A 22,780-nucleotide genomic window follows, 5' to 3' on the forward strand; every position below is an offset into this window, starting at 1 on the left:
ATGAGCCACGACAACGCGAACAGTCTTGCCCTCGCGACCTCATCCACGGCCAACACCGATCCGCTGGCCAGCAGCACCCACATGCCACCGGCCCGTTTCTTCGAAGACGGCACTGCGCTCAACCGGTTATTGCTGGAAGCGCCGTACCTCGCGCGGTGCAGTGACGACAAAACCGCGACTCGCGTCCGTCCTCGTGAATACGCGCTGCGTTATCCCTATATGCAGGTCAATCGCCCCGGCATGGTGTCCTGGCTGGTGTTCGACCTGGACCATGCCAACGCCTTGGCCTGGGACGATGCCGGGTTGCCTGCGCCGAACCTGATGGTGCGCAACCGCAAAAGCGGCCATTCCCAGTTGTTCTATGCCGTGCCGTCCGTATGCACGACAGAGAATGCACGGGCCAAGCCGATTCAGTACATGAAAGCGATCTATGCCGCGTTTGCGGCTCGCCTCGACGCGGACGTGGACTACCACGGTGGCCCGGTTGCCAAAACACCTGGCCATCCCTGGTGGGAGACGACCGAATTTCATAGCCACGTGTACGAACTGGGCGAACTGGCGAGCGCGGTGGAGCTGACCGTCAAACCTTGGGCCACAGGTCCCAAGCTTGACCAGGTCAGCCATTCGCGGCACTGCATCCTGTTCGAGCAGTTGCGTTATTTTGCGTACAGCATCGTCAATCGCGAGCGCGAGCTGGGTTCGTTCGAGTCGTTCATGCGCTCGCTCGATGCGTATGCGTACAACCACAACAGCTTTCTGAAGCAGGGGTTTTCGGAAAACCTGCCGCTGTCGTCGATACGCGCCACGGTCAAATCCGTAGGCCGCTGGACGTGGGATCGCTACACCGGTGATCGCCGTTGCCACCGAGGGGCCATGCAGCTCGATGGCAGCTTGTCGCTCACCGAACGGCAGAGCCTGGCGGCCAAGCGCACTAATGAGCTGCGGCAAAAAGCCACAGAATCGAAGATACGGGCCGCGTGCAGGCAGCTTCAAGACCAGGGCAAGGCACTGGTACGTTCTGCGATTGCGACGCTCGCCGGCGTATCGGTGAGAACGGTGGCCAGCTACGCGCACATCCTCACGGAAGTCTCCCGACCTGCCAGTGTGAGTGTTCTGAGGGGCAGCCGTAAGGCTGTGTCCGTACCTCCTCGGCAGGATCGTTCACCCGCTAACCCACCCGTTCAGGCCCCTGTAGGTCAGCCTGCTGATGGCCGCGCCTCGGGTGTGCAATCCGCTGTACATCAGATATCTGCGGTCCCGCAGGGGCCGCAAGCTGGAGAGCCCTTAAAGGGGTCGATAGAGAAAACGGACAAAATCGTACGTTAAGCATTCGACCTGTCAGGTTAAGAGCATAGAGATAGACGCCTCGGCGTCTGACGCGGTGCCAGTGAGCAGCCTGACGCCGGGCTGAGGTGTACTTCAAACGGACAAGCCTAAAAACCATAAGTCTCTGAAAAGTATTGTGATCTTGCTAAAAATCTAACCGCAAACGATGGCATAACGTACGATTTTGTCCGAATTCTGCTGGCTCCCCGATATCTGCCAACCAGGTGAATTTACCGATGACCTTTTCATGACCAATCAACCGGCGAGTTCGGATCGACTGATGGCGGCATTGGACATGATCAATGGCAGGTGGGGTCGTGGGACTTTGCGCACTGGTTCAGTGCCAATGACGCCGGACTGGGGCATGCGGCGTGAGCTGATGAGCCAGAGCTACACGACACGGCTTGATGCATAGGAATTTCAAAATGCCTATGCATCAGGCTGACGCTATGACGGAGGCGTCATGCCTTCATAGCGATGCGTAGTAAGACGCTGAGGCGTTACATATGCAGTGAAAATCCCTATCAGAAAGCGTTAATGCAGGTTATTTCACCGCGAAGCCTAGGTGCGGACGCACCTTCCCCCTGTCAGGGCTTCACGTACCTCATCTGCGCGATCGCCTGAGCGTTGAGGACCAGTCCCTGCACCGTCAGCCCGCTGATTGCCGCCGTGTATACCATCCGCGCGCCACACAGCACGCAACGGAACGGATCGACGTTTAGAAAGGCTTTGGCCATCTGCACAAAATACAGCTTCGGTGTCGGTCCTGGCGTCGCCATCTTCAATGCTTCATACACCTTCGGCAGGTATTTCCCACACACCCGATTGGCCAGAAAACCAAAATACCGGATCATCCGGAAATGCTTTTCCGGGATGTGCTGCACCACCCGGCGCAGCATGTCGGCCTGGCTCAGCGTTTCCTGCTGATAGGTCTGCGTGCGGTGATCCAGGTAGGTAAAGCTCAACGTGGCTCCGGAGGTGTAATGCGCCAGACGACTGCCCGAGATGGGCGGTTTTTTCAGGTAGCGGCCCAGGTAATTGACGGTCTTTCGCCCGTTTTCCGTCTTCTTCGACAAGTGGATGTGCCAGTGCTGGCCGCCAGCGGTCAGTATCAGACGGTGCCAGTCGCTTTCACAGAGGATGTGGGCCAGCGGCGGCGGCATCGTCAATTGCGAAAGCGGCTGTCCCAGCAGGTAATCGCGCACCAGCCACATCCAGCGCCGCCGCAGGGCCTCTTTGTGGAACGACAGATTTTTCCAGACGCCCTGCTCATCCAGGCCGCCCGCGGTCACCGACAGGTGGACGTGGGGATGCCAGTTGAGCCGCCGGCCATAGGTGTGCAGCGCCCCGAAAATCCCGACGCGCAAACCGCGCCGCCTGGCGGCGTAGAGCAGGTTATCGGCCGCCAGCCGAAACAGCGCATCGAGCAGCCAGCGGTTGTAGAAGAACAGGGGCCATAGCGTGTCGGGCAGCGTGAACACCAGATGCTGCCAGGGGCAGTCGGGCAGACGGTTGTTTTGCACGGCGATCCACTGGTCGGTGGCCTTTTTGCCGCAGGAGGGACAGGCCCGGCAATGGCAGGTGTTGCACAGGTATTTGACGTGTGGGCAATGCTCATTGGCGCAGGTGTAGTGTTTGACGCCCAGTATCGAGGTGCCGCAGGCGAGCATTTTGCTGATCGACTCCACTTCGATTTGGCGCAGACCGCCGGCCTCCAGCAAATCTGCCCAGCAGCCGTTGGCCGTGAAGAGGTTTTTGAGCGGTCGAGGTTTGTAAGCAGGCGGTGCAGAGGCCACGTCAGCAGGGCGGCTCCTCATCGTGGTGAATGACGGCGGTGATGGCCAATCCGCCTGGCCCTTCTCTCATCGAAACGCTTACGCAAGAAGCGTCGGGAAACATGTCGTTCAGATACGTTGTCTGGCAGCAACTACAAAGATCGACATTACCGAAAGGATTGATATCGAAGAAAAAGTCGGTATCGGGAACGAAGGTGGTATGCCCGGCGCGTTGGAGACGGGTCTGCTTTGCCTTGGCTTTTGCCCGGCTCGCCCGTTTACGTTTTTTGGTCTCTGACGCCATGTGTAAGCCTGTGCTGAGGAGGGATCGACTCGATTTCGGCTATGATAACCGATTTCAAAATCCCACAATTTGCAGCCGCAGGCTGCCCAGTTCATGCATAGGAATTTCAAAATGCCTATGCATCAGGCTGACGCTATGACGGAGGCGTCATGCCTTCATAGCGATGCGTAGTAAGACGCTGAGGCGTTACATATGCAGTGAAAATCCCTATCAGAAAGCGTTAATGCAGGTTATTTCACCGCGAAGCCTAGGTGCGGACGCACCTTCCCCCTGTCAGGGCTTCACGTACCTCATCTGCGCGATCGCCTGAGCGTTGAGGACGGGGTCCGGGGAGCAATGGAACAGGGAAGTCAGTTAAGCTGCCTGGGTCACCAGCAATGGTCAGTGCATCGTTGGGGATTTGGATCCGCAGCAATGTTTGAATTTGCGTCCACTGCTGCACGGACAGGGGGCGTTGCGTCCAATTTTCGGTCCTTCTCTGCGTAGTGGTACATCGGGTGGTCTCAGTGCCAGCGACCATCGATGAGGCTCGAAGAAGCGATAGATGATCGTCAGACTGGCGATCATCATCTCAATCACTTCTTCACGCTTTTCGTTAGTAACCGACGGTGGTCGCAGCGCTGGATCGGGGTCATTCTCATAGGCCAAGAGCATGATGGGGAGCATCGGCCCGCTATGTTCGTCGCTGTCGATCAGGTCACGCCAACTTCCAGGTCGGGCCTGAACTCCGCGCATAAAGCCCAGAGCCCAATCGTTGCCGTAAGTAATGCCATCGTCATCCTCCAACAGCACTGGCAAATACACGTCAGGCTCCTCCAGCGTGTGAAGCAATACCGATGCAATCGTATTCCAGTGGCGCATGATGAGCCCCATCATGTCGGTAGCCTGAGCATTGCTCTCAAAACTAAAATTCTCGCCCAAGATTTGTGGTAGGTACTCGCTGGGAGGCACCATCTCCGGACCACAGATCAGTGCCGCAAAATAGCCGTCGAGCATTTCAATGTTCATGGCCGGTGAGCCGATGGCATCAAGAAAATCAGTCAGCCTATCGAGTTCGGCATCGGTCAGCGCTTGTTGAAAAGGTGGATGGCTCATGGGGTGTTTGTTCCAATAAAGTTGAGTAATTCAGGTTTCTGAGGCTTTCCCAAGTGGCCGCAGTTCTCCGCGTGCGACGGCATCCGGTACGGAGAATGAGTAGCGCCCGAGCATGTTGATATGCTCATGACCAAACGGCGAAAGCCGCGCCTCGTCTTCGGGTCGCACCGGATAGCCTTCGCGGCGTAGCTGTGTGAGTATCGCGTCCATGTACAAGGTGTTCCACAAAACGATCATGTTCACGACTAGTCCGAGCGCACTCAACTGATCCTCCTGTCCCTCGCGGTAGCGCTGGAACAGTTCTCCGCGCTTGCCGTGGAAGACCTCGCGGGCCAGGCTATGGCGACCCTCGCCGAGATTGAGTTGCTGCAGCGTTCCGCGTCTGCGCGACTCGTCGTCAATGAAGTTCAGTGTGTGAATAGTCTTGTCGATGCGACCAATTTCAGCAATGGCCTGGGCCAGTCGTGTCGGTCGCTCATCGACCTGCAGGGTGCGCATGATTCCCATCGCGGGCACCAGGCCAAGTTTGAGTGAACCAATCAAACGCAGTACGTCGTCCCAATGTGGTGTGATGCGATCAAGGTTGACGCACTGTTTTGCCAGAGCGTTGAGTTCGCCGTAGTCGGCTTGTGCATCGACTCGCCAGAACCGAGTGCCACCGATGTCTGCCAAGCGTGGGCTAAACCTATACCCCAGAAGCCGGAACAAGCCGAACACTACATCGCTATAAGCGCCATTGTCGGTCATGATCTGCGTGGGCTGCAATTCGGTCTGCTGCTCTAGTACGACCGCCAGTAACACCAGGCTGTCGCGCAAGGTGCCGGGGACGGTAATCGCGTTTAGCCCCGAGCATTGATCGGACAGCAGGTTATACCAAGTCACGCCGCGTCCACGATTGAAGTATTTTGGGTTTGGTCCGGCATGGACGGTGCGTACAGGCACCACAAAGCGCATGCCGTCAGCCGAAGCTACATCGCCGCCTCCCCAAGTGCGGGCCAGTGCGATGCGGTTTTGTGCGGCTACCAGCACGGCATTGCAGGCAGTCAGCGTGTCATCCCGCACGTAGTTTTGATCAACCCACAGCAGTCTGTCCCGCCGCAGTGCTGGTGTGTCCTGGCGTGCAAACGGTTCGGGGCCAGTGTTGCAGGCTTCGGCCAGGAGCACCGCGCACAGACTGGTGTTTAGATCGGCGGCCCGTGCTGTGCGTTCAGTTAGATGCGAGAACGCCTCCATGCAGTCGGTGCGGGTTGTTATCTCCAGTAGGATTTCCGGCAGATCGACGCGGGGCATGCGTATCTTGATCTCATGACGCAAAGCGATCAGCGATGCCGGTTCCGCCAATGCTTCCAGCGGGCTGAGTACCAATTCTGTCTTGTCGCCGACTGTCTCAAAGCGAACTGCGTCGTTGTCGGGCAGGCGTGCAGCGACGCGCCGATAGGTTTCATCCAGTTCCTGTGTCAACGCGGCCAAGGTGGCCTGCGGTTGCACGCTCAACTCCAGTGAGCGGCAAATGACAGGCCGCGCAGCCTCCCACTCGGTCCCTTCTAACAGGCCCGCGCGCGGGTCGGCATATCGCCAGCTTGAATTGACAAATACGTCGCGCCGACGAATCGCCACACGCAACTTGGCGAGGGCACAGAAGGCAAAGGCTCTGGAATTGACCTTTCCGTCCTCTCCCACGACATGACGTTGCCATGCCTTGTCCACAATGGTGATAGCTGGGTCATGGTCTGGCCTCTGATGCAACCATTGCAGTGCCTGTACCAGTGGGCGTGCTGTCGGATTGGCGTCGAACTGGATGACACGCAGCAGCGTCGGTAAAAAGCGCGTCACAGTCGCCTGTTTGGCCGCCAGTTCGGTGTAAAACACATCGTCTGGCGGGCGCACCAGAGTACCAATATCGTTCAGGGCCTGGGTCAGTTCGTCTTGTCCAATAGCGGCATACACACGCTCGCGTAATTCGCAGTCTGGCAGACTTGGGTCGAGTAGCATTCGACATGCGCTGGCCAGCATTGAAGCAGCCCGATCCAAGTCTTTCAACGTACGCTGCCTGGTCTTGCGATCTTCCTTTTGCGCCTTACTAAACAGTTCGCGCAACAACTGGTCGAGCACATCAAGGGCATCGTCATGAGCACTGGCTTCTAGACTGTGGACAAAAGACACCAGGGTAGCCATGCGCCGTGCGTCTGGAAGTCTGGCCACAGCTGAGACTTTGGCGGTGCTGGCAAAGCGTGCCAATGCCCCGATGCGACTGGGCGGTACCTTGGTATTAGGCAGTTTGATTCCCAGATCACGTATCGTTTCGATGCGCAACAATGCTTGTACCAGTGCTGGGGCACTCACGCGTACCGGTCCCTTGCGTAATCGATCAAGCCAGGACTGGCGACTGCCTTCGACAGGATCCAGCAAATCGTCAAGGCGCTGCCGCTGGACATCTGTTACGTCACGCGTCAGCAACCGCCAAAGGCGCGACTCCATGCGCGACCGCACCTCGGCAACGAATCGTTCCAAAAGGGTGACGCCAGGCAGCAGTACCTTGTGACCGATCAACCAACTGTTGGCATGCTCGAAAAGCACACTCGGGCGATCGGTGCCCGTCCAACACAGGGCGCATAGCCAGCGCCCAAGGTGAAATTGATTGCCGGTGTCTGCGAACTCACGGTAGCCATAGCGTGCGCGGATTTCGGTTGTGTGCTGCCAGCGCTGCCTGGTTCTGCGATAAGCTGCGACGCAATCGGCAAACTCAGGGATATTGAGCTGGGTTGCGAGGGTGCGCAGTACGGCTTCTGGCACGGCAGTGGGATCCTCCAGAAACGTACCAAGAAAACGCACGGTTGTCAGTTGTAGTGCATAGCCCAGACGGCTGCTGTCACGACGTTTGGTGGCGATCCACTCGCGGTCATCATCGTCCAGGTGGAAGTAGCGCGCCAGTTCTTCACTGGAAAGTGTCTCTGGATAGCGAGCGTAGCGTTCCCGTTGCGTGGTCGACAGGAAGCTGACGGGCATGCGTTACAGTACATCGGCGCAAAAAGTGGCCGGGGTGACGATCCGCGTACGGCCGATGCTGCCACGTTGCAGCAACCCGGCCCGTCGATCACCGGTTACGAGGTAGTCAGCCTCGCCAGTCACTGCCATCGCGAGCAAAAAGGTGTCATCAGGATCCTCAGCTTCAATGCCCTCCGCCAGAGGCAGTAACGTATCCAGTACGATGGCGCGTTGCATGTTGTTGACCACCGTGCCAACGCGGTGGGCAGGCAAAATAGCCTTGAGCTTCGGATAACGACTTACACGACGCAGCTCGTCGAGCTGGGCCGTTGATGTCACCAGATCGAAACGCTTAGCGCGCCAGGCACGATAAATCGCATCGGGTGCGCCGAGTGGCGAGATCAGTGCGCCGAGCAGGACGTTGGTGTCGAGAATGACCCGCATCAGTGCTCACGCGCCCATTGCACGGCCTCGTCGATGAGATCGGTCAGCTGCGTTTCGCTCATGCCGGCGGCGGCGGCCTTCGCCTGCTCGACAGCTTGTTCCAGTAAATAAGCGCGTACGGCCTCCTCGATAAAGCGTGACAGATCGCCTTTGCGTCCTCCGCCGTGAGCCGCGATAAACATGCGGACGGACTGGTCCACGTCCGGCGATACGGCGATGTTCCAGCGAACAGTATTCATGTGCTCTCCTGATCGGTGTTTTTGCATTTAGGTGTTTGTACGCTTTGTTACGCTACACTGCAATGGTTCGATAAAACGATCGTTTTTCGAAACTTTAACAAACGATCAGCCGTACACGCCGTCTGTGCCCACAACAGGTTCATAATAATGGTTTGACGTATCAAAGTTCGATATTGTCGAAATCAGACGAGTAAAGAAGACTTTTGATGAAAATCGGCTATGCCCGCGTAAGCACGCGCGACCAAAATCTCGACCTGCAGCTCGATGCACTCAACCGCGCCGGTTGCGAACGCATTTACCAAGATGTAGCCAGTGGCTCGAAAACGGCGCGGCCCGCATTGGACGAACTGCTTGGCCAAGTTCGAGCTGGGGACGTGTTAGTGATCTGGAAACTCGACCGGATGGGACGCTCACTCAAGCATTTGGTAGAGCTGGTGGGCAATTTGATTGAGCGCAAGGTCGGCCTGTTGAGCCTGAATGACCCCATCGATACCACCAGTGCACAAGGCCGGCTGGTATTTAATCTGTTTGCATCGTTGGCCGAGTTTGAGCGCGAACTGATTCGGGAACGCACCCAGGCAGGACTGTCGGCCGCGCGAGCACGCGGACGGATGGGCGGACGGCCGAAGGGGCTGACGCCACGAGCGCAGGCGACGGCGATGGTTGCCGAAACGCTGTATCGTGAACGTAAGTTGTCCGTTGCCGCTATCGCGCAGAAGCTGCACGTCTCCAAGAGCACGCTGTACAGCTACCTTCGGCATCGCGGCGTAGCGATCAGCGCCTACGAGAAGTCGGCGCGAAAGGCATCCGGCGTGCGGGACAATGGCAACACCGGTATCAGCACGACCAAGGTCGCCACCCTCCTGCTGACTCTGCGGATTGAGAACAACAGTAAATTTGTGCGCGGTAAGAAACGCACGATAGAGCACATTGAACACTTCTATCTCGATGAGTACGACGCTCAGCGGCGATCGAACGGCGAGTACGAACTGAAGGTGCCTTACGACAGCGATGCAGAGTTGGACGACACGGTGAACGAGTTGCTGAGCGACATCGCCAGTGGCGCGGACGACCGCCACTGCTTCTCCGAAAGCGAAGTGCACATGGAGGGTACTGACCGGTACTGGTGACGTAGGGGCTTAACTGACTTCCCTGTTCCATTGCTCCCCAGACCCCAGGACCAGTCCCTGCACCGTCAGCCCGCTGATTGCCGCCGTGTATACCATCCGCGCGCCACACAGCACGCAACGGAACGGATCGACGTTTAGAAAGGCTTTGGCCATCTGCACAAAATACAGCTTCGGTGTCGGTCCTGGCGTCGCCATCTTCAATGCTTCATACACCTTCGGCAGGTATTTCCCACACACCCGATTGGCCAGAAAACCAAAATACCGGATCATCCGGAAATGCTTTTCCGGGATGTGCTGCACCACCCGGCGCAGCATGTCGGCCTGGCTCAGCGTTTCCTGCTGATAGGTCTGCGTGCGGTGATCCAGGTAGGTAAAGCTCAACGTGGCTCCGGAGGTGTAATGCGCCAGACGACTGCCCGAGATGGGCGGTTTTTTCAGGTAGCGGCCCAGGTAATTGACGGTCTTTCGCCCGTTTTCCGTCTTCTTCGACAAGTGGATGTGCCAGTGCTGGCCGCCAGCGGTCAGTATCAGACGGTGCCAGTCGCTTTCACAGAGGATGTGGGCCAGCGGCGGCGGCATCGTCAATTGCGAAAGCGGCTGTCCCAGCAGGTAATCGCGCACCAGCCACATCCAGCGCCGCCGCAGGGCCTCTTTGTGGAACGACAGATTTTTCCAGACGCCCTGCTCATCCAGGCCGCCCGCGGTCACCGACAGGTGGACGTGGGGATGCCAGTTGAGCCGCCGGCCATAGGTGTGCAGCGCACCGAAAATCCCGACGCGCAAACCGCGCCGCCTGGCGGTGTAGATCAGGTTATCGGCCGCCAGACGAAACAGCGCATCGAGCAGCCAGCGGTTGTAGAAGAACAGGGACCACAGCGTGTCGGGCAGCGTGAACACCAGATGCTGCCAGGGGCAGTCGGGCAGACGGTTGTTTTGCACGGCGATCCACTGGTCGGTGGCCTTTTTGCCGCAGGAAGGACAGGCCCGGCAATGGCAGGTGTTGCACAGGTATTTGACGTGTGGGCAATGCTCATTGGCGCAGGTGTAGTGTTTGACGCCCAGTATCGAGGTGCCGCAGGCGAGCATTTTGCTGATCGACTCCACTTCGATTTGGCGCAGACCGCCGGCCTCCAGCAAATCTGCCCAGCAGCCGTTGGCCGTGAAGAGGTTTTTGAGCGGTCGAGGTTTGTAAGCAGGCGGTGCAGAGGCCACGTCAGCAGGGCGGCTCCTCATCGTGGTGAATGACGGCGGTGATGGCGAATCCGCCTGGCCCTTCTCTCATCGAAACGCTTACGCAAGAAGCGTCGGGAAACATGTCGTTCAGATACGTTGTCTGGCAGCAACTACAAAGATCGACATCACCCAAAGGATCGATATCGAAGAAAAAGTCGGTATCGGGAACGAAGGTGGTATGCCCGGCGCGTTGGAGACGGGTCTGCTTTGCCTTGGCTTTTGCCCGGCTCGCCCGTTTACGTTTTTTGGTCTCTGACGCCATGTGTAAGCCTGTGCTGAGGAGGGATCGACTCGATTTCGGCTATGATAACCGATTTCAAAATCCCACAATTTGCAGCCGCAGGCTGCCCAGTTCTTCTACAACCGCTGGCTGCTCGATGCGCTGTTTCGGCTGGCGGCCGATAACCTGATCTACGCCGCCAGGCGGCGCGGTTTGCGCGTCGGGATTTTCGGGGCGCTGCACACCTATGGCCGGCGGCTCAACTGGCATCCCCACGTCCACCTGTCGGTGACCGCGGGCGGCCTGGATGAGCAGGGCGTCTGGAAAAATCTGTCGTTCCACAAAGAGGCCCTGCGGCGGCGCTGGATGTGGCTGGTGCGCGATTACCTGCTGGGACAGCCGCTTTCGCAACTGACGATGCCGCCGCCGCTGGCCCACATCCTCTGTGAAAGCGACTGGCGCCGTTTGATACTGACCGCTGGTGGCCAGCACTGGCACATCCACTTGTCGAAGAAGACGAAAAACGGCCGAAAGACCGTCAATTACCTGGGCCGCTACCTGAAAAAACCGCCCATCTCGGGCAGTCGTCTGGCGCATTACACCAACGGGGCCACGTTGAGCTTCACCTACCTGGATCACCGCACACAGACCTATCAGCAGGAAACGCTGAGCCAGGCCGACATGCTTTTCCGGGTGGTGCAGCACATCCCGGAAAAGCATTTCCGGATGATCCGGTATTTTGGTTTTCTGGCCAATCGGGTCTGCGGGCAGTACCTGCCAAAGGTCTATGAAGCACTGAAGATGGCGACGCCAGGACCAACACCGAAGCTGTATTTTGTGCAGATGGCCAAAGCCTTTCTAAACGTCGATCCGTTCCGCTGCGTGCTGTGTGGCGCGCGGATGGTATACACGGCGGCAATCAGCGGGCTGACGGTGCAGGGACTGGTCCTCAACGCTCAGGCGATCGCGCAGATGAGGTACGTGAAGCCCTGACAGGGGGAAGGTGCGTCCGCACCTAGGCTTCGCGGTGAAATAACCTGCATTAACGCTTTCTGATAGGGATTTTCACTGCATATGTAACGCCTCAGCGTCTTACTACGCATCGCTATGAAGGCATGACGCCTCCGTCATAGCGTCAGCCTGATGCATAGGCATTTTGAAATTCCTATGCATCAAGAACAGCGGCGGCCATGCGCAGGTTGGTGCAGGGCTCAAATACAGGTTCGGGTCGGTTGACATCGAAATGCTGCCGGTTGATTTGGCCCAGGCCGATGCTGAAGTCAGCCCCCTCCGCGACCAGCTTTTTCACCGCCAATACGGCTTCATCTAGGCTTTGCGGTTGACGCGGCAACACTTTGCCGACCACGCCAATGGCATAGGGATTGAAGGAGGATTCTGTCTTGACGATGGGGGTAAGCGTGGCGGGGTGTATCGAGGGAGCGCATTGCATAGCCAGGGCCAGGAAGGCACTGGTGGTGAGCATGTTAAAAACTCCTGGGTTACGGAACGACTACTTTCTTGCAGCATCTGCAATGAGCTCCTGAACGGCCTGCTCCAAATAGTTATCGATCAGGTAGCGAGCGAGCTCCGAGGGTGAAATCTGCCTGGAGCTTTGGGTTTCATAGCTCACCCGTATCGCAGCTTTGTTCAGCGCCTCCACCCTGGCCGGGCGGATATAAACGCTTACTGTCTTGGTGGTTGTTTCATCTTCGGATGACGCCATGGGAACTCCTAAGGGCTGTGAGAACGCAAAAAAACACCGCCTGGAAAAACCAGGCGGTGAAATGGGAAATCGTGGGAAGTAGTAATGCCTAGGCGGCACGTACCCTCGAATAGCAAAGGGTTCCGTGGCGCCTGACAAGGCGCTCCAGCGCTGCGTCCTGGGCCAGCAGCGCAAGGAAAGCCGCTCTGCGCGCAGCATCAGATTTCATATCGATGATCAGACGCAGCGTTTTTTCCAGCTCTGTCGGCAAATTACGAAACTCGATGCAGTCAAGCTGACGGTTAGAACGAACCAAGGTAGCGGCTTTTAATTGCTCGACCGTAGCGTCCTGCACAACACAGGCCCTACCGCCAAACTCACAGGAGCTACCGCCAAACTGAACGAACCCATGAGCGCCATTCAGAGCGGTGATAGTCGTCGTGTGCGTGACCTCAGGATCGAAGCGCAGCAGCAGATAGCCAGGAAACAAACGCACCTTCGTCTCTACCGATGAAGGGCGATCCGGACGTTTGCGGTAGGTAGTGCTTTCGGGGGAATACACCTCCACGTCCAACTGTTCGATCAACGTGATAAGTGACTGATGTACGGCAGAATTGTGCATCAAAACACGCCAATTTTTCATATTCAGAACCTTTCGATCAGGCGCTCTTTCGAATTCCCAAACCGCTGAGCGCAGGGGCGAGTGGTGTGCTGATGGAAACCAGCTCCATCTGTACTGGGCCGGGATGGCCACCAGGTGATGGATTTGTAGATAACAAAATAGAGCAAACAAAAGAAAAAGTAAATGGAAAACCATCTATTAGATGATTTGTTTTCTTTTCCGTGAGCCAACCGCATGAAACCATGCGATTTTATGGGTAAAAAATGGACACGCTTCGAAGCTTCGTAGGAGCAAAAATCAAGGCTCTTCGTAAATTGTCAGGCATGAGCCAAGCAGCCCTTGCTGAAAAAATAGGCTGTGATGCGCCGCTTGTAGGTTGTTACGAAAGAGGAATACACCTCCCCGGCGTTGAGCAGTTGATAAAAATCTCGATGGCTTTTGATGTAGCTCCTGGCGAACTGCTACCAGGCGGCCAAGACGTACTGAGGACGCGCCTGATATCGCTTAGACAGGCAATCGCTGACAAAGCAATAGAAGTTGATTCGCCAGAATCTCTAGAAGAGATTCTGGCATTCATGAATAAATTCACGACTTACAACAAGTCTGATGAAAAATAACAAGCCATATCAAACATCAGCCCAGGCCGTATTTACGTGAAATTTCCATTATTCGAAAACGTCGTTGGTAATTGAATTCAATTGCTTCGTGATCTATTGGAAAAATACCATCCGACAACAAAGATGCGTACTTTTCGTCTAAACGTATCAAGTCCATCAACTCTTTGATTTCTACCTGACATTGCTTTGTGAATACACTTATTAGAGCACTCATAGCTTATTATGAACCTCAACTCAATACAGTCATTTGAGAGCCCCTGAACTAAAAAACATAAGCAAAGGGGCACTCAATATTAAATATATTAAGGATTACATACCGCTTTTTATTTTAACCCAAGCACGGGTACGAATCCGTTCCAGCTTCAAAGGTAGCGGCTCCAGAGGGAAAAGCCTAGCGACGGCATCTTTATCCAGATATATAGATGTGTTACTACTAAGCTTTGAGTCTACAAACTGCAGTGCATCTTTATTCGCGTTAGGGTACAGTGTATGATTTGAAGTTTTAGCAATCACCTCAGGACGCAGCATATAGTTTATGAACTTCATACCCTCTTGAGGATGAGGGGCGTCTTTCAACAAAACCATATTTTCAGACCATACTAAAGCGCCTTCACGTGGAATGGAGTACGCAATCCGTCGTCCAGTCTTGTTCTTTTCGTTTATTTCTTGCGCGGCAAGTGCACCATTTGCCCACCCGACAACGACGCAAATGTTTCCATCAGCAAGATCAGCGTCAATTTTGGACGAGTCAAAATAGCGCACATAAGGACGAATCTTTAGCAGCAGGGCTTGAGCTTTCTTATAGTCCTCAGGGTTCTTGCTGTTGTGAGGCAATCCAAGATAATGCAATGCAATAGAAATAATTTCACTAGGGGAATCGAGCATTGCTACACCGCATTGCTTCAGCTTGCTAATATTTTCTTCCTTGAATACCAAATCCCAGCTATCGACCGGGGCATCATCGCCTAGGGCAGCCTTCACCTTATCGACATCATAGCCGATTCCGGTAGTACCCCAGAGGTAGGGTACTGCGTAACGATTTCCTGGATCATTGACAGAGACCTTAGCCAATATATCTGACTCAAGGTGAGACCAGTTACTGAGCTGACTACGATCCAGAGGTTGGAGAACTCCTGCAGTGATCAAATTTGGTAACACGTTTGAAGTGGCTACCACTACATCATACCCTGTGCGTCCAGCCATAACCTTGCTTTGCATGATCTCGGCGCTGTCAAAGGAATCAATGAGCAATTGGTTGCCGGTTTCGTGCTCAAATTCCTTAGGGGTATCTGGTGCGATGAAGCCATACCAGTTGTACAGATTAACACTGGGCGGGCTTGCCACCGCTGTATTCAGGCCCACGCTGAACAAAGAGGCAGTCAAGAGGGTCAATAGACACACGTTTTTCATAGGCTTTCTCCATGCCGGTTGTCAGTAATCATTAGTAGGCTCCGAATCCGCGAGGCTGCAATATAATCGTACCGAGTCCGATTTCAAATAACCCAAAAGGGGTAGATGATGCTAAACCAGCTCCAGTGCAATATTTGGCACAGATCAATAGCCAAGCTGATCGAGAAGCTAAACCGGCCTGAGTTTTGGAGTTCGTTAGTCAGGTTGCTGAACGAATACTCTCCAATTGACAACTGGGTAGTGCTGGTTTTCGAGAGCAATGGCGTGCAGGCACTCTGCCACATCGAAACTGCAGATGCTGAGGAAATAGACGGACTGATTAACCACTATGTGAAGGGTCTCTACATGCTTGACCCTTTTTACATAGCCAATCGAGAAAATCCGCAAAGTGGCTTTTTTCATCTTTTGGACATTGTACCTACTCACTTTTCTGAAACGGAATACTATCATCTGTATTTTGAGGAGTTCGTATCGGTCGATGAGGTCCAGTACAACGTTCAGCTTGATTCTGATAAAACACTATGTCTATCATTGGGTAGTAAAAGCCGCTTTACTCAAGACAATATCGCTACATTTGACTTGATTAAACCTTGGGTATTAGCCTTAATGAAGCAGCAGATAGCCTCTGAAATCGGCGAGTCAAAAAACTCACGCCCGCAGCAGTGGCAGGACCGAATTGTAAAACTCGCCCCCAAACTCACAAGTCGTGAAATTGAAGTGTTGAAGTTAGCTTTGAGCGGTTTCTCAAATAGCGAAATTGCAGGAAAACTTTCTGTATCTTCAGAAACAGTGAAGGTCCACCGAAGAAACTTCTACTCTAAGCTTAATATAAAATCGCAATCAGAGCTTTTTGCATACTTTTTCCAAAGCACTATAAACTAGCTATATGTTTAAATTTTTAGCATAAAAAAATTACATTTTACTTTAAAAAATCGCCGCCCTATCCAAAACGCTCCAGCGGCTAGCTAATTTCTATTTTGAAGAATACTTAAAAAAAATCTTAGATAGCAGCCACGATGAAAAAGCCAAAAATAATATAGAAAGCCCGAGCACTACGCAGACTACTAATGTCTCTGCGTCTTCGCTGCCACTTACGTTGAAAACACCACGTAACCCTACATATATTTTATTTCCAACCGAGGAATCTAGTACGGCTTTGACCAATCCACTGCCCACTAGATAACGAGCTAGAAAAACTGCCGCGATGAGTATAGCGACTGATTTCATGCAAGCTTTTATAACTCGTATCATTTAGCTTTCCTCGGGTCGATAACGTCTAAAATTCCGTAATATTTTTGTCCGGAGCCTGGTATTCTGTCTCCATCCATGTTGTGTAAATATACACTTAGTTGCTCAAACCCGAGCTTTGATGTCATTGTCACACAGCCTTCGCTCACTCCCATCGGGCCTACAGGATGCAGCCGAAAGTTTTGTCTTTTAACATTATCTATTATCGTACTATCATCGATTTGCCCATCGTCCCGGTAGAGTGAGAACCAATCACTGCGCTCAGTTCTTGCTATCAGGTCCGTGATGGGATCCCTGAGCCAACCGAACCTTCCACCACTTTCCCTATTTAAAATATAGTAGCGGCCGGGCGGGAGCGGACCGTTTTCCGCGTTGCTCACTTCGGCAGGATCGTTGGCAAAACCAGATAAGCCTGAAAAAGCCTCGTAGCTCTCGTTATTACTGCACTTCAGCAGGCTCATCGGCTGGCCTGTCAATTCAAAAGTGCAGTACGCGACTTTGTTGGTATCAATTGAAGAGTTGTCCATAGGCATGCTTCTCCGTATGTAATCTCAGGCGTATACCTTGTTGGCAATGCCATCCCAACCGCCTACGACCTGGCCGCCCCCTTGCCCATCTGCGCGTTTTTGTTGTGTATAGGTCATTTTGATACGGCCATAATTCAGTCGTACCGTTTCTGTGGGGAAGCCGCCCTCTACATCCCCATTACCGTTGAGAGAGACGGAGGAAATAATGACTTCTTCAAGTACGATTTCCAGGTATTTGAGTTTGTCAGTGCCTGCACGATTGACCGCGATGGTGACCTCTTTGAAGTGCTTTCCACTGCAGCAAGCTTCGTGCAGTTTTGGTGTGGCTTTGTCCACGGTTTTGCGGAAGAAGAAGTCACTCATGCGTGCACGACCACTCGTTGCCCCGCCTGCACTGCTCGCCGTCGCTGAGGCGGATTGGCTTGCACCTATGTCGAAATTTTCCATTTCGATCCAGTCCTTGAACTGAGCGTCAAGAGCCTCACCTGGAATTCCGTCGATTTTCAGATACGCATCAAATGCCATGTCGCTAATCGTCCCTGCTGATTGATTTGCAGCATTTTGAGTGGCTTGCTTTGCGTGGTCAATCGGGCTGGCCGACAAATTAGCAAAAGTGGTGATAAAATACGTTATCACCACTTTTAAGTCAGGACGCTGATGAGCAGCTCAGACCCCTTTCAGATCCGCGACACCTACATCCGTGTCGACACTATGGCGGACACCTACGCAAGAATTGCGGAAGACGCCTTCGCATTTTTTCTTGACGATGCTGCAGATCCCAGTCCCCTGTTTTGCCCGCCTTACGATCCCACCGGAGCTATGGACCGCGAAGACCGAAAGGCTGCGAACGGCATCAAGACCATCGTCTTTTCAGCCATGGCCATCGAAGCTGCTGTTTTTGACTTGGCAGCCATCCAGCTGGGCGACAGGGTGGCCACCCTTTACTTGGATAAAATGGATCTGCTAGGCAAGTGGATGATTGTTCCTCGTCTCATCTGCGGTCGCTCCCTCAATGAGAACGGACCTGCGTTCAATAGCCTCAAAGGGCTGGTCAAGGCGCGTAACGCACTGGTCCACCACAAATCCAGGGAATGGGACAGGGAGGGAAAGGCAGAACGGGCCATGACGGATAGATGGGCCATATTCGAGAAAGACCAAGTGCCCAACGCCTTCAAAGCATTGGTTTTGCTTTCACTTGAAGTTGATGCTGTGCTGGAAGACTTCCTAGGCGCTCTTCCCTTCTACGGTACAGAGATCTACACCAGCTCACCGCGCCATCCTTGCGTCGAGGAAGTAGTCCACCGTTGCCGGGTGATCCACACAAAAAACTGGAAGGTAGCTTAGATGTCCCAGCTTGTTATCCAACCTAAGCGTCGGCTGACGGCTGCGGAGTTCCAGCACCTCGCTGCGATGCCTGCGGCAGTGGAATGGTTCGCCAATATCGACAACCCGCGCACGCGTCGTGCGTACCAGAATGACCTGCAGGACTTCTGCAGCTTTGTCGGTCTGGCCGGCGCCGAGGAATTTCGCGCTGTGACCCGCTCTCACGTTTTAGCCTGGCGCGCACAGTTGGAGCTGCGAGGCCTGGCCGGTGCCACGATCCGACGCAAACTGGCCGCGCTGGCCAGCCTCTTCGATCACCTCCTGGAGAACAACGCGGTCGCGGGAGGTAATCCCGTCCACGGCGTCAAACGGCCTCGGATTGAGAGCAATGAAGGCAAGACACCGGCCCTCGGTGACCACCAGGCCAAGCAGCTGCTCGATGCCCCAGACACTGAAACACTCAAGGGGCTGCGCGATAGGGCCATATTGGCCGTGCTGCTGTACCACGGCTTGCGTCGAGAGGAAGCGGCGCAACTCAAGACCGGTGATCTGCAGGAGCGTCGTGGCATCAAACACCTGCGGGTGCATGGCAAAGGCAGCAAGATCCGCTTTCTGCCCCTCCATCCAGTGGCCGCCGAGCGCATCTATGCGTACCTGGAACAGGATGTTGAACGAGACGCCGCGCCGGGTCCGCTGTTTCGCTCGATGCGTGGTACCACCACCGGTGCCGGTATCACTGCGAATGGTCTTTACACCATTGTTGCGCAGTGGGCACGCGTGGCAGGCATCGAGGTCGAGCGATTGGGTGTGCATGGTTTGCGAGCAACAGCGGCAACCAATGCGCTGGAGCATGATGCGGATATCGCCAAGGTGCAGATGTGGCTGGGCCATGCCAACATCAGTACCACGCGGCTATACGATAGGCGCGGCCAGCGTCCAGAGGATTCACCGACTTTCAAAGTGAAGTACTGAGACTAGCGCTAGCGAAAGGTTCGGTTACTGTCTTGATGGCTCAGAGCATTGACCGCTCGTCGGAAAAAAGCATTCAACGATTAGTTGACAACAGATACCCTAGCAACACTTACCAAAAAACTGCGAAAACGAACTCCCTTGCCACCGACGAACGGTGAGGCTCAATGATTCTGAGGGGTACAGTGGGGAATACTTTTAATACATATCATCCCACGATGTACCTTTTGCAAATTTTTACTCAGAAACGACGAGGCCCGCAAACTGCGGGCCTCACGGCGTTTTGAAATCATCCACACGCAGCGCTCAGCGAACTTCTTCCTTCGTTGCAAAGCGATTGGTAACATGCAGGGCAAGACGAAACGCAATACTTCTTTTGACTTGGCGGTTAAAGGGTATTGCGGGATGACACTGCCGTCAACTTTAAGGCTTTGTGCTGTCCGCCTCGTTGATACCCTCGCTCGATCTGGGCGAGCCCTTTAACGCATGAGGTTTACTCTATGAAAGCAGTTTTCGAACGGTTTCTGCCGTCTGAACTGATTCGCGCGCTGCAAGCGGCTTACTGGTCCATTCGCTTGTATCGCGTGATACAGGAATTCTAAGGACTAACCGCACCAGAGAAGAAACGGGAGCCTTGGCTCCCGTTTTTGACTCTCTAAAACAACGGCTAGCAGTTACCTGGTACTGCCATAGGCCCAATCAAGAGCAGGTAGTGCAGCGGAATTCCTATCATCAAGGGTCATCGGAAGTCCCGGAAAATCACGGCCATTCATCAAATTTGGTTGACACACGTGTCACCATGTATATGATTGCAATTGAGCGCGAAACCAGTGGCCTTCAGCGGCAATGACTGGCGTAGGAACCCCGGCGATGGCTGAACATCGGCGTAGGGTGAGACCTCCACACCCCTGCTTGAGGGTGTGTATATGAATATCAAGCTTGAAATTTTAGGGCTACTTTCACAAGTAGCTCTTTTTCTTTGCTCTCAAAAAAGCGTGTAGCGCTTGTACAGCAACTCGCCATGACGATGCTTGTTGAGCGATTTGGCGTCCGTGTGCATAAAATTCCAGAGCATCTGGCCCTCGATGAACACAACGCTTACGAGCATCTGCCGCTTAGACTCATACGCACCAATGAAAGCCAGACGGTCAGTGCCGTCCGTGAAAGCTACTTTCCAGACCTCTAGCGGCCCTGTGAGAGTGTCTAAAGCCAATCTTACGTAGCGCTCACGGGCATCCAGTCGTTTTTCGACGATGTGGTAGATGCTGCTGCGCAGGATCGTCACATCCCCCATAGGCGTACTGACGGTTATGGACAAAATCGCAGAGTCGATGAACCCCAGATGCTGAGCTGTCACCTCAATGGCGTCTTCATGGCTGGACGCCGCAGTGACTTCCTCAAGAGCATGTGTACGCAGCTCACGCGCCAAGGTACGCAGGTCAGGAAGATTGCTATCAACCCACGTGGGCTGGCCTTTTACTTCAGAAATTTTGGGTAGGAGAGTGTCCGTGCTCAAACGTCGTCGCTCAATCTTGGCGGTTGTTAGGTCGTCATTGTGCCATGTCTTGAGAAAGGCAGTAGTGATGCCGAGCCTGGCGGTAGAGGTTCAATTCAGCGAGCAGAGTTCCCTCGACATTCAGGATTGCCGGTGACAGCCAGCGCGACAAGTCACCCTGTCCATCACCAGCTCCAGGTAAGGCTCATCACATGTCCACAATCAGCCTATCTGCCGGGTACTGGTTCATAAACGCCGCGCTCTGCTCTGGCCGCGCAGTCAACCAGTCCGCATATGAGCCCTTGGGCAAAATCACTACCATGCGCTTTTCATCCTGGGGCTTGTGGTACGCCTTCATGAAGTCGTGATCATCTGCATTCACGGTCAGCATGGTATAGCTGTGCAGGATCTGGTCAGTGGACGGATCGCGCCACTGCTCCCACAGCCCAGCAATGCCTAGCAGCTCGCCGTCTGCACGGGCTATACGCGTAACTATTGCCTTGCCTGATCGCCAGTCCGGCTCGTAGATGGCCACCGCAGGGATAATGCAATGTTGCGCCTGGCGCCATGCATGTCGGAACGATGGTTTCTCGGCCACTGTCTCTGACCGAGCATTGTACGTGCGCCTGGCAATTTTACTGTCCTTGCTCCAGGACGGGATCAGCCCAAAGGAGCCAGTCAGCACCTCCATGGATGCGGGAGATTCATTGTCCTCGACGCGTCCGTCAGCGCTACGTAGGAATGGACCGAGGTAGCCAGGCCACAAATCAAGTCTGCCCTGGTCGAACGGTGCTACGCCGAACGCTTCGGCTATCTGGTGCGGTGACGGTGCTTCGTAATGGCTGCACATAGAGCCTCACTGGAACATGTAAATGTCCTAATGTGAGGCCCTGCCCTGCCCCAGCGTTCCAATTATTCGACTCTACAGACGCTGACCCTTTAGGAGCCCTGCTGACCAGCCTATTTTGAATTCAGCTCACGCGCCAGTGCTGACAGCGCCCTTTTAAGGGTCTCCCCTAGGGGAGCATCAATGTCATCTGCAAGGCGATAAAGCTCATCTTTAGTAGCTTGATCGCCCTTGATATTGATTTGGATATTTCTGCCGGTTGTGAACCTTCGCTTTGATCTATCGACTCGTGCATTTGATGGGGCTGGATGCCGGGCTACGAAGCCATGTTCGCTTGCCAGCTCTTCAAGTGCAGCACTTTCCTGTTTCGACTTTTGGCTAGCAGCAGGCTTAGGCTCAAAATTCTTCAGGCCTTCTAAAGGATCGACTCGACTCATGCTTCAACCTCCATAGGCTTTGCATCGCCAGGTGTAAGCTTGGCAATAACTTCGCGAGCGAAAACCTCAGCATTATCAATGGCTTTATCTACATTGGATACTTCGTTGCGAGGAAGCAATTCCAAGGTTTGACGATATGAAAACATGGCTTTGAAGGCAGCCCTTTCGTTGAGTTCAACCTCAAAAAACGGGATACCGCCTTTCTTGAAACTCTCTCGAATATGCCGTGTGTCCCTGCTTTGTATTGCGACGGAGGTGCGCGTAAATAAGACCGCGTAGGGCAATTTGTAGTCGGGCTTATGCTTCTGAATGCCTCGCTCATGCGCTCTGATGAGACCAAACGCCCTACTGGCTTGCTCAGCATCCAACTGCGACCCTTGGGAAGGAATTATAACCAGATCAGACTCCGCTATAGCGTACGCGACGATTGTCGCCGCTGTGCCTTCAAGATCCACGATTACAAAAGGCGTCTTGGTTGCTGCTTCCGCAATGGTGTCACTTATCGTTTGGTCTGTTACACCGGAGATAACAGTCATGTTCTCTGGAACCGCCCCCCCTTTTGACCAGGAGTCTATGGGGTGATTTGGGTCAGCATCAATCACTGTCACAGGCACACGCTTTGCAATCTGAGTGGCCAGCGCAAGGGCAGATGTTGTCTTGCCAGCCCCGCCTTTGGGGGACACGAACGATATGACCGGCATATAAGCACCTATAGTATCTATCAGGAATTCAAAAGGATATCATTATGGATATCCTTAACGATATCCGCAGTGAATTCTTTAGGAATTCATGCAGATATCTATCAGGCTATCCTGAACGATATCTCAAAAGA

Annotated in this window: 23 protein-coding genes and 3 pseudogenes; 8 read left to right on the forward strand and 18 right to left on the reverse strand. The window is 54.2% G+C overall.

The features are described 5' to 3' along the window. Window positions 1-1,326 carry a replication initiation protein gene (locus LJU29_RS27710; RefSeq protein WP_257112998.1) on the forward strand — a complete coding sequence of 442 codons (1,326 nt, stop codon included), beginning with the start codon at window positions 1-3 and terminating at the stop codon, window positions 1,324-1,326. Window positions 1,327-1,528: 202 nt separating this feature from the next. After that, window positions 1,529-1,741 (forward strand): annotated as a pseudogene (locus LJU29_RS27715) (DUF4113 domain-containing protein); the annotation flags it as partial. Between the two features lie 172 nt (window positions 1,742-1,913). On the opposite strand, the gene LJU29_RS27720 reads toward LJU29_RS27715, so the two are convergent. From LJU29_RS27720 to LJU29_RS27745, 6 genes are all read right to left on the reverse strand, one after another. Beyond that, on the reverse strand, window positions 1,914-3,122 hold the full coding sequence (locus tag LJU29_RS27720; RefSeq protein WP_257113001.1) for an IS91 family transposase: 1,209 nt from the start codon (window positions 3,120-3,122) through the stop codon (window positions 1,914-1,916). 1 nt (window position 3,123) lies between these two features. Further along, complete coding sequence (locus LJU29_RS27725; RefSeq protein WP_257111235.1) at window positions 3,124-3,405, reverse strand: hypothetical protein; 282 nt, start codon at window positions 3,403-3,405, stop codon at window positions 3,124-3,126. 381 nt (window positions 3,406-3,786) lie between these two features. After that, on the reverse strand, window positions 3,787-4,500 hold the full coding sequence (locus LJU29_RS27730; RefSeq protein WP_057432826.1) for a YecA/YgfB family protein: 714 nt from the start codon (window positions 4,498-4,500) through the stop codon (window positions 3,787-3,789). Between the two features lie 30 nt (window positions 4,501-4,530). Further along, window positions 4,531-7,506, reverse strand: coding sequence for a Tn3 family transposase (locus LJU29_RS27735; RefSeq protein WP_257113003.1), 2,976 nt, complete (start codon window positions 7,504-7,506; stop codon window positions 4,531-4,533). Between the two features lie 3 nt (window positions 7,507-7,509). Then, on the reverse strand, window positions 7,510-7,929 hold the full coding sequence (locus tag LJU29_RS27740; RefSeq protein ID WP_044324867.1) for a putative toxin-antitoxin system toxin component, PIN family: 420 nt from the start codon (window positions 7,927-7,929) through the stop codon (window positions 7,510-7,512). Further along, window positions 7,929-8,168, reverse strand: coding sequence for a ribbon-helix-helix domain-containing protein (locus LJU29_RS27745; protein WP_010216588.1), 240 nt, complete (start codon window positions 8,166-8,168; stop codon window positions 7,929-7,931). Before LJU29_RS27745 ends, LJU29_RS27740 begins: the two co-directional genes overlap by 1 nt. Window positions 8,169-8,374: 206 nt before the next feature. Between LJU29_RS27745 and LJU29_RS27750 the strand changes: the two genes are divergently transcribed. Next, on the forward strand, window positions 8,375-9,298 hold the full coding sequence (locus LJU29_RS27750; protein ID WP_060404573.1) for a recombinase family protein: 924 nt from the start codon (window positions 8,375-8,377) through the stop codon (window positions 9,296-9,298). Between the two features lie 9 nt (window positions 9,299-9,307). Here the strand turns inward: LJU29_RS27750 and LJU29_RS27755 are convergent, their stop codons facing one another. Together LJU29_RS27755 and LJU29_RS27760 are read right to left on the reverse strand one after the other, a co-directional pair. Next, a complete protein-coding gene (locus tag LJU29_RS27755) occupies window positions 9,308-10,510 on the reverse strand; it encodes an IS91 family transposase (protein WP_257113005.1) in 1,203 nt (400 codons plus the stop codon). Window position 10,511: 1 nt separating this feature from the next. Then, entirely contained in the window at window positions 10,512-10,793 is a 282-nt protein-coding gene (locus LJU29_RS27760) for a hypothetical protein (RefSeq protein WP_057424767.1), read from the reverse strand. A 90-nt stretch (window positions 10,794-10,883) separates the two neighbouring features. On the opposite strand from LJU29_RS27760, the pseudogene LJU29_RS27765 reads away from it, so the two are divergent. Beyond that, window positions 10,884-11,744 (forward strand): annotated as a pseudogene (locus LJU29_RS27765) (IS91 family transposase); the annotation flags it as partial. Window positions 11,745-11,922: 178 nt separating this feature from the next. Here LJU29_RS27765 and LJU29_RS27770 read toward each other — a convergent pair. The 3 genes and pseudogenes from LJU29_RS27770 to LJU29_RS27780 all read right to left on the reverse strand — a co-directional run. Beyond that, a pseudogene (locus tag LJU29_RS27770) lies at window positions 11,923-12,234 on the reverse strand (lytic transglycosylase domain-containing protein); the annotation flags it as partial. A gap of 27 nt (window positions 12,235-12,261) precedes the next feature. Then, a complete protein-coding gene (locus LJU29_RS27775; protein ID WP_257113007.1) occupies window positions 12,262-12,474 on the reverse strand; it encodes a hypothetical protein in 213 nt (70 codons plus the stop codon). An 88-nt stretch (window positions 12,475-12,562) separates the two neighbouring features. Continuing rightward, window positions 12,563-13,096: a transcription termination/antitermination NusG family protein gene (locus LJU29_RS27780; RefSeq protein WP_031598405.1), complete on the reverse strand. Its 534-nt coding sequence runs from the start codon at window positions 13,094-13,096 to the stop codon at window positions 12,563-12,565. A gap of 242 nt (window positions 13,097-13,338) precedes the next feature. Here LJU29_RS27780 and LJU29_RS27785 point away from each other — a divergent pair, with 242 nt between their 5' ends. Beyond that, a complete protein-coding gene (locus tag LJU29_RS27785; RefSeq protein WP_003319387.1) occupies window positions 13,339-13,692 on the forward strand; it encodes a helix-turn-helix domain-containing protein in 354 nt (117 codons plus the stop codon). Window positions 13,693-14,001: 309 nt separating this feature from the next. On the opposite strand, the gene LJU29_RS27790 is transcribed toward LJU29_RS27785, so the two are convergent. Further along, window positions 14,002-15,102: a polyamine ABC transporter substrate-binding protein gene (locus LJU29_RS27790; protein ID WP_257113010.1), complete on the reverse strand. Its 1,101-nt coding sequence runs from the start codon at window positions 15,100-15,102 to the stop codon at window positions 14,002-14,004. A 108-nt stretch (window positions 15,103-15,210) separates the two neighbouring features. Here LJU29_RS27790 and LJU29_RS27795 point away from each other — a divergent pair, with 108 nt between their 5' ends. Further along, window positions 15,211-15,984 (forward strand): helix-turn-helix domain-containing protein, encoded by a 774-nt coding sequence (locus LJU29_RS27795; RefSeq protein WP_122302952.1) that lies wholly within the window; start codon window positions 15,211-15,213, stop codon window positions 15,982-15,984. 365 nt (window positions 15,985-16,349) lie between these two features. Here the strand turns inward: LJU29_RS27795 and LJU29_RS27800 are convergent, their stop codons facing one another. Together LJU29_RS27800 and LJU29_RS27805 are read right to left on the reverse strand one after the other, a co-directional pair. Beyond that, the gene (locus LJU29_RS27800; RefSeq protein ID WP_019331484.1) at window positions 16,350-16,877 is read right to left on the reverse strand and encodes a DUF2778 domain-containing protein; all 528 of its coding nucleotides are present in this window, start codon (window positions 16,875-16,877) and stop codon (window positions 16,350-16,352) included. Between the two features lie 24 nt (window positions 16,878-16,901). Further along, window positions 16,902-17,402 (reverse strand): Hcp family type VI secretion system effector, encoded by a 501-nt coding sequence (locus LJU29_RS27805; RefSeq protein ID WP_054078349.1) that lies wholly within the window; start codon window positions 17,400-17,402, stop codon window positions 16,902-16,904. Between the two features lie 132 nt (window positions 17,403-17,534). Here LJU29_RS27805 and LJU29_RS27810 point away from each other — a divergent pair, with 132 nt between their 5' ends. Together LJU29_RS27810 and LJU29_RS27815 are read left to right on the forward strand one after the other, a co-directional pair. Further along, window positions 17,535-18,221, forward strand: coding sequence for a hypothetical protein (locus tag LJU29_RS27810; RefSeq protein WP_122323139.1), 687 nt, complete (start codon window positions 17,535-17,537; stop codon window positions 18,219-18,221). After that, window positions 18,222-19,172 (forward strand): tyrosine-type recombinase/integrase, encoded by a 951-nt coding sequence (locus LJU29_RS27815; RefSeq protein WP_257113015.1) that lies wholly within the window; start codon window positions 18,222-18,224, stop codon window positions 19,170-19,172. Window positions 19,173-20,154: 982 nt separating this feature from the next. Here LJU29_RS27815 and LJU29_RS27820 read toward each other — a convergent pair. From LJU29_RS27820 to LJU29_RS27835, 4 genes are all read right to left on the reverse strand, one after another. Beyond that, on the reverse strand, window positions 20,155-20,685 hold the full coding sequence (locus LJU29_RS27820) for a PBECR2 nuclease fold domain-containing protein (RefSeq protein ID WP_057423597.1): 531 nt from the start codon (window positions 20,683-20,685) through the stop codon (window positions 20,155-20,157). A 187-nt stretch (window positions 20,686-20,872) separates the two neighbouring features. Further along, window positions 20,873-21,514, reverse strand: coding sequence for an SOS response-associated peptidase (locus LJU29_RS27825; RefSeq protein WP_057423598.1), 642 nt, complete (start codon window positions 21,512-21,514; stop codon window positions 20,873-20,875). A gap of 110 nt (window positions 21,515-21,624) precedes the next feature. Beyond that, window positions 21,625-21,948: a hypothetical protein gene (locus LJU29_RS27830; RefSeq protein WP_004666942.1), complete on the reverse strand. Its 324-nt coding sequence runs from the start codon at window positions 21,946-21,948 to the stop codon at window positions 21,625-21,627. Further along, window positions 21,945-22,649, reverse strand: coding sequence for a nucleotide-binding protein (locus tag LJU29_RS27835; protein ID WP_004661990.1), 705 nt, complete (start codon window positions 22,647-22,649; stop codon window positions 21,945-21,947). The genes LJU29_RS27830 and LJU29_RS27835 overlap by 4 nt, the downstream gene beginning before the upstream one ends. Window positions 22,650-22,780: the final 131 nt, after the last annotated feature.

Source organism: Pseudomonas ficuserectae, from assembly GCF_024584585.1.
Lineage (GTDB): Bacteria > Pseudomonadota > Gammaproteobacteria > Pseudomonadales > Pseudomonadaceae > Aquipseudomonas > Aquipseudomonas amygdali.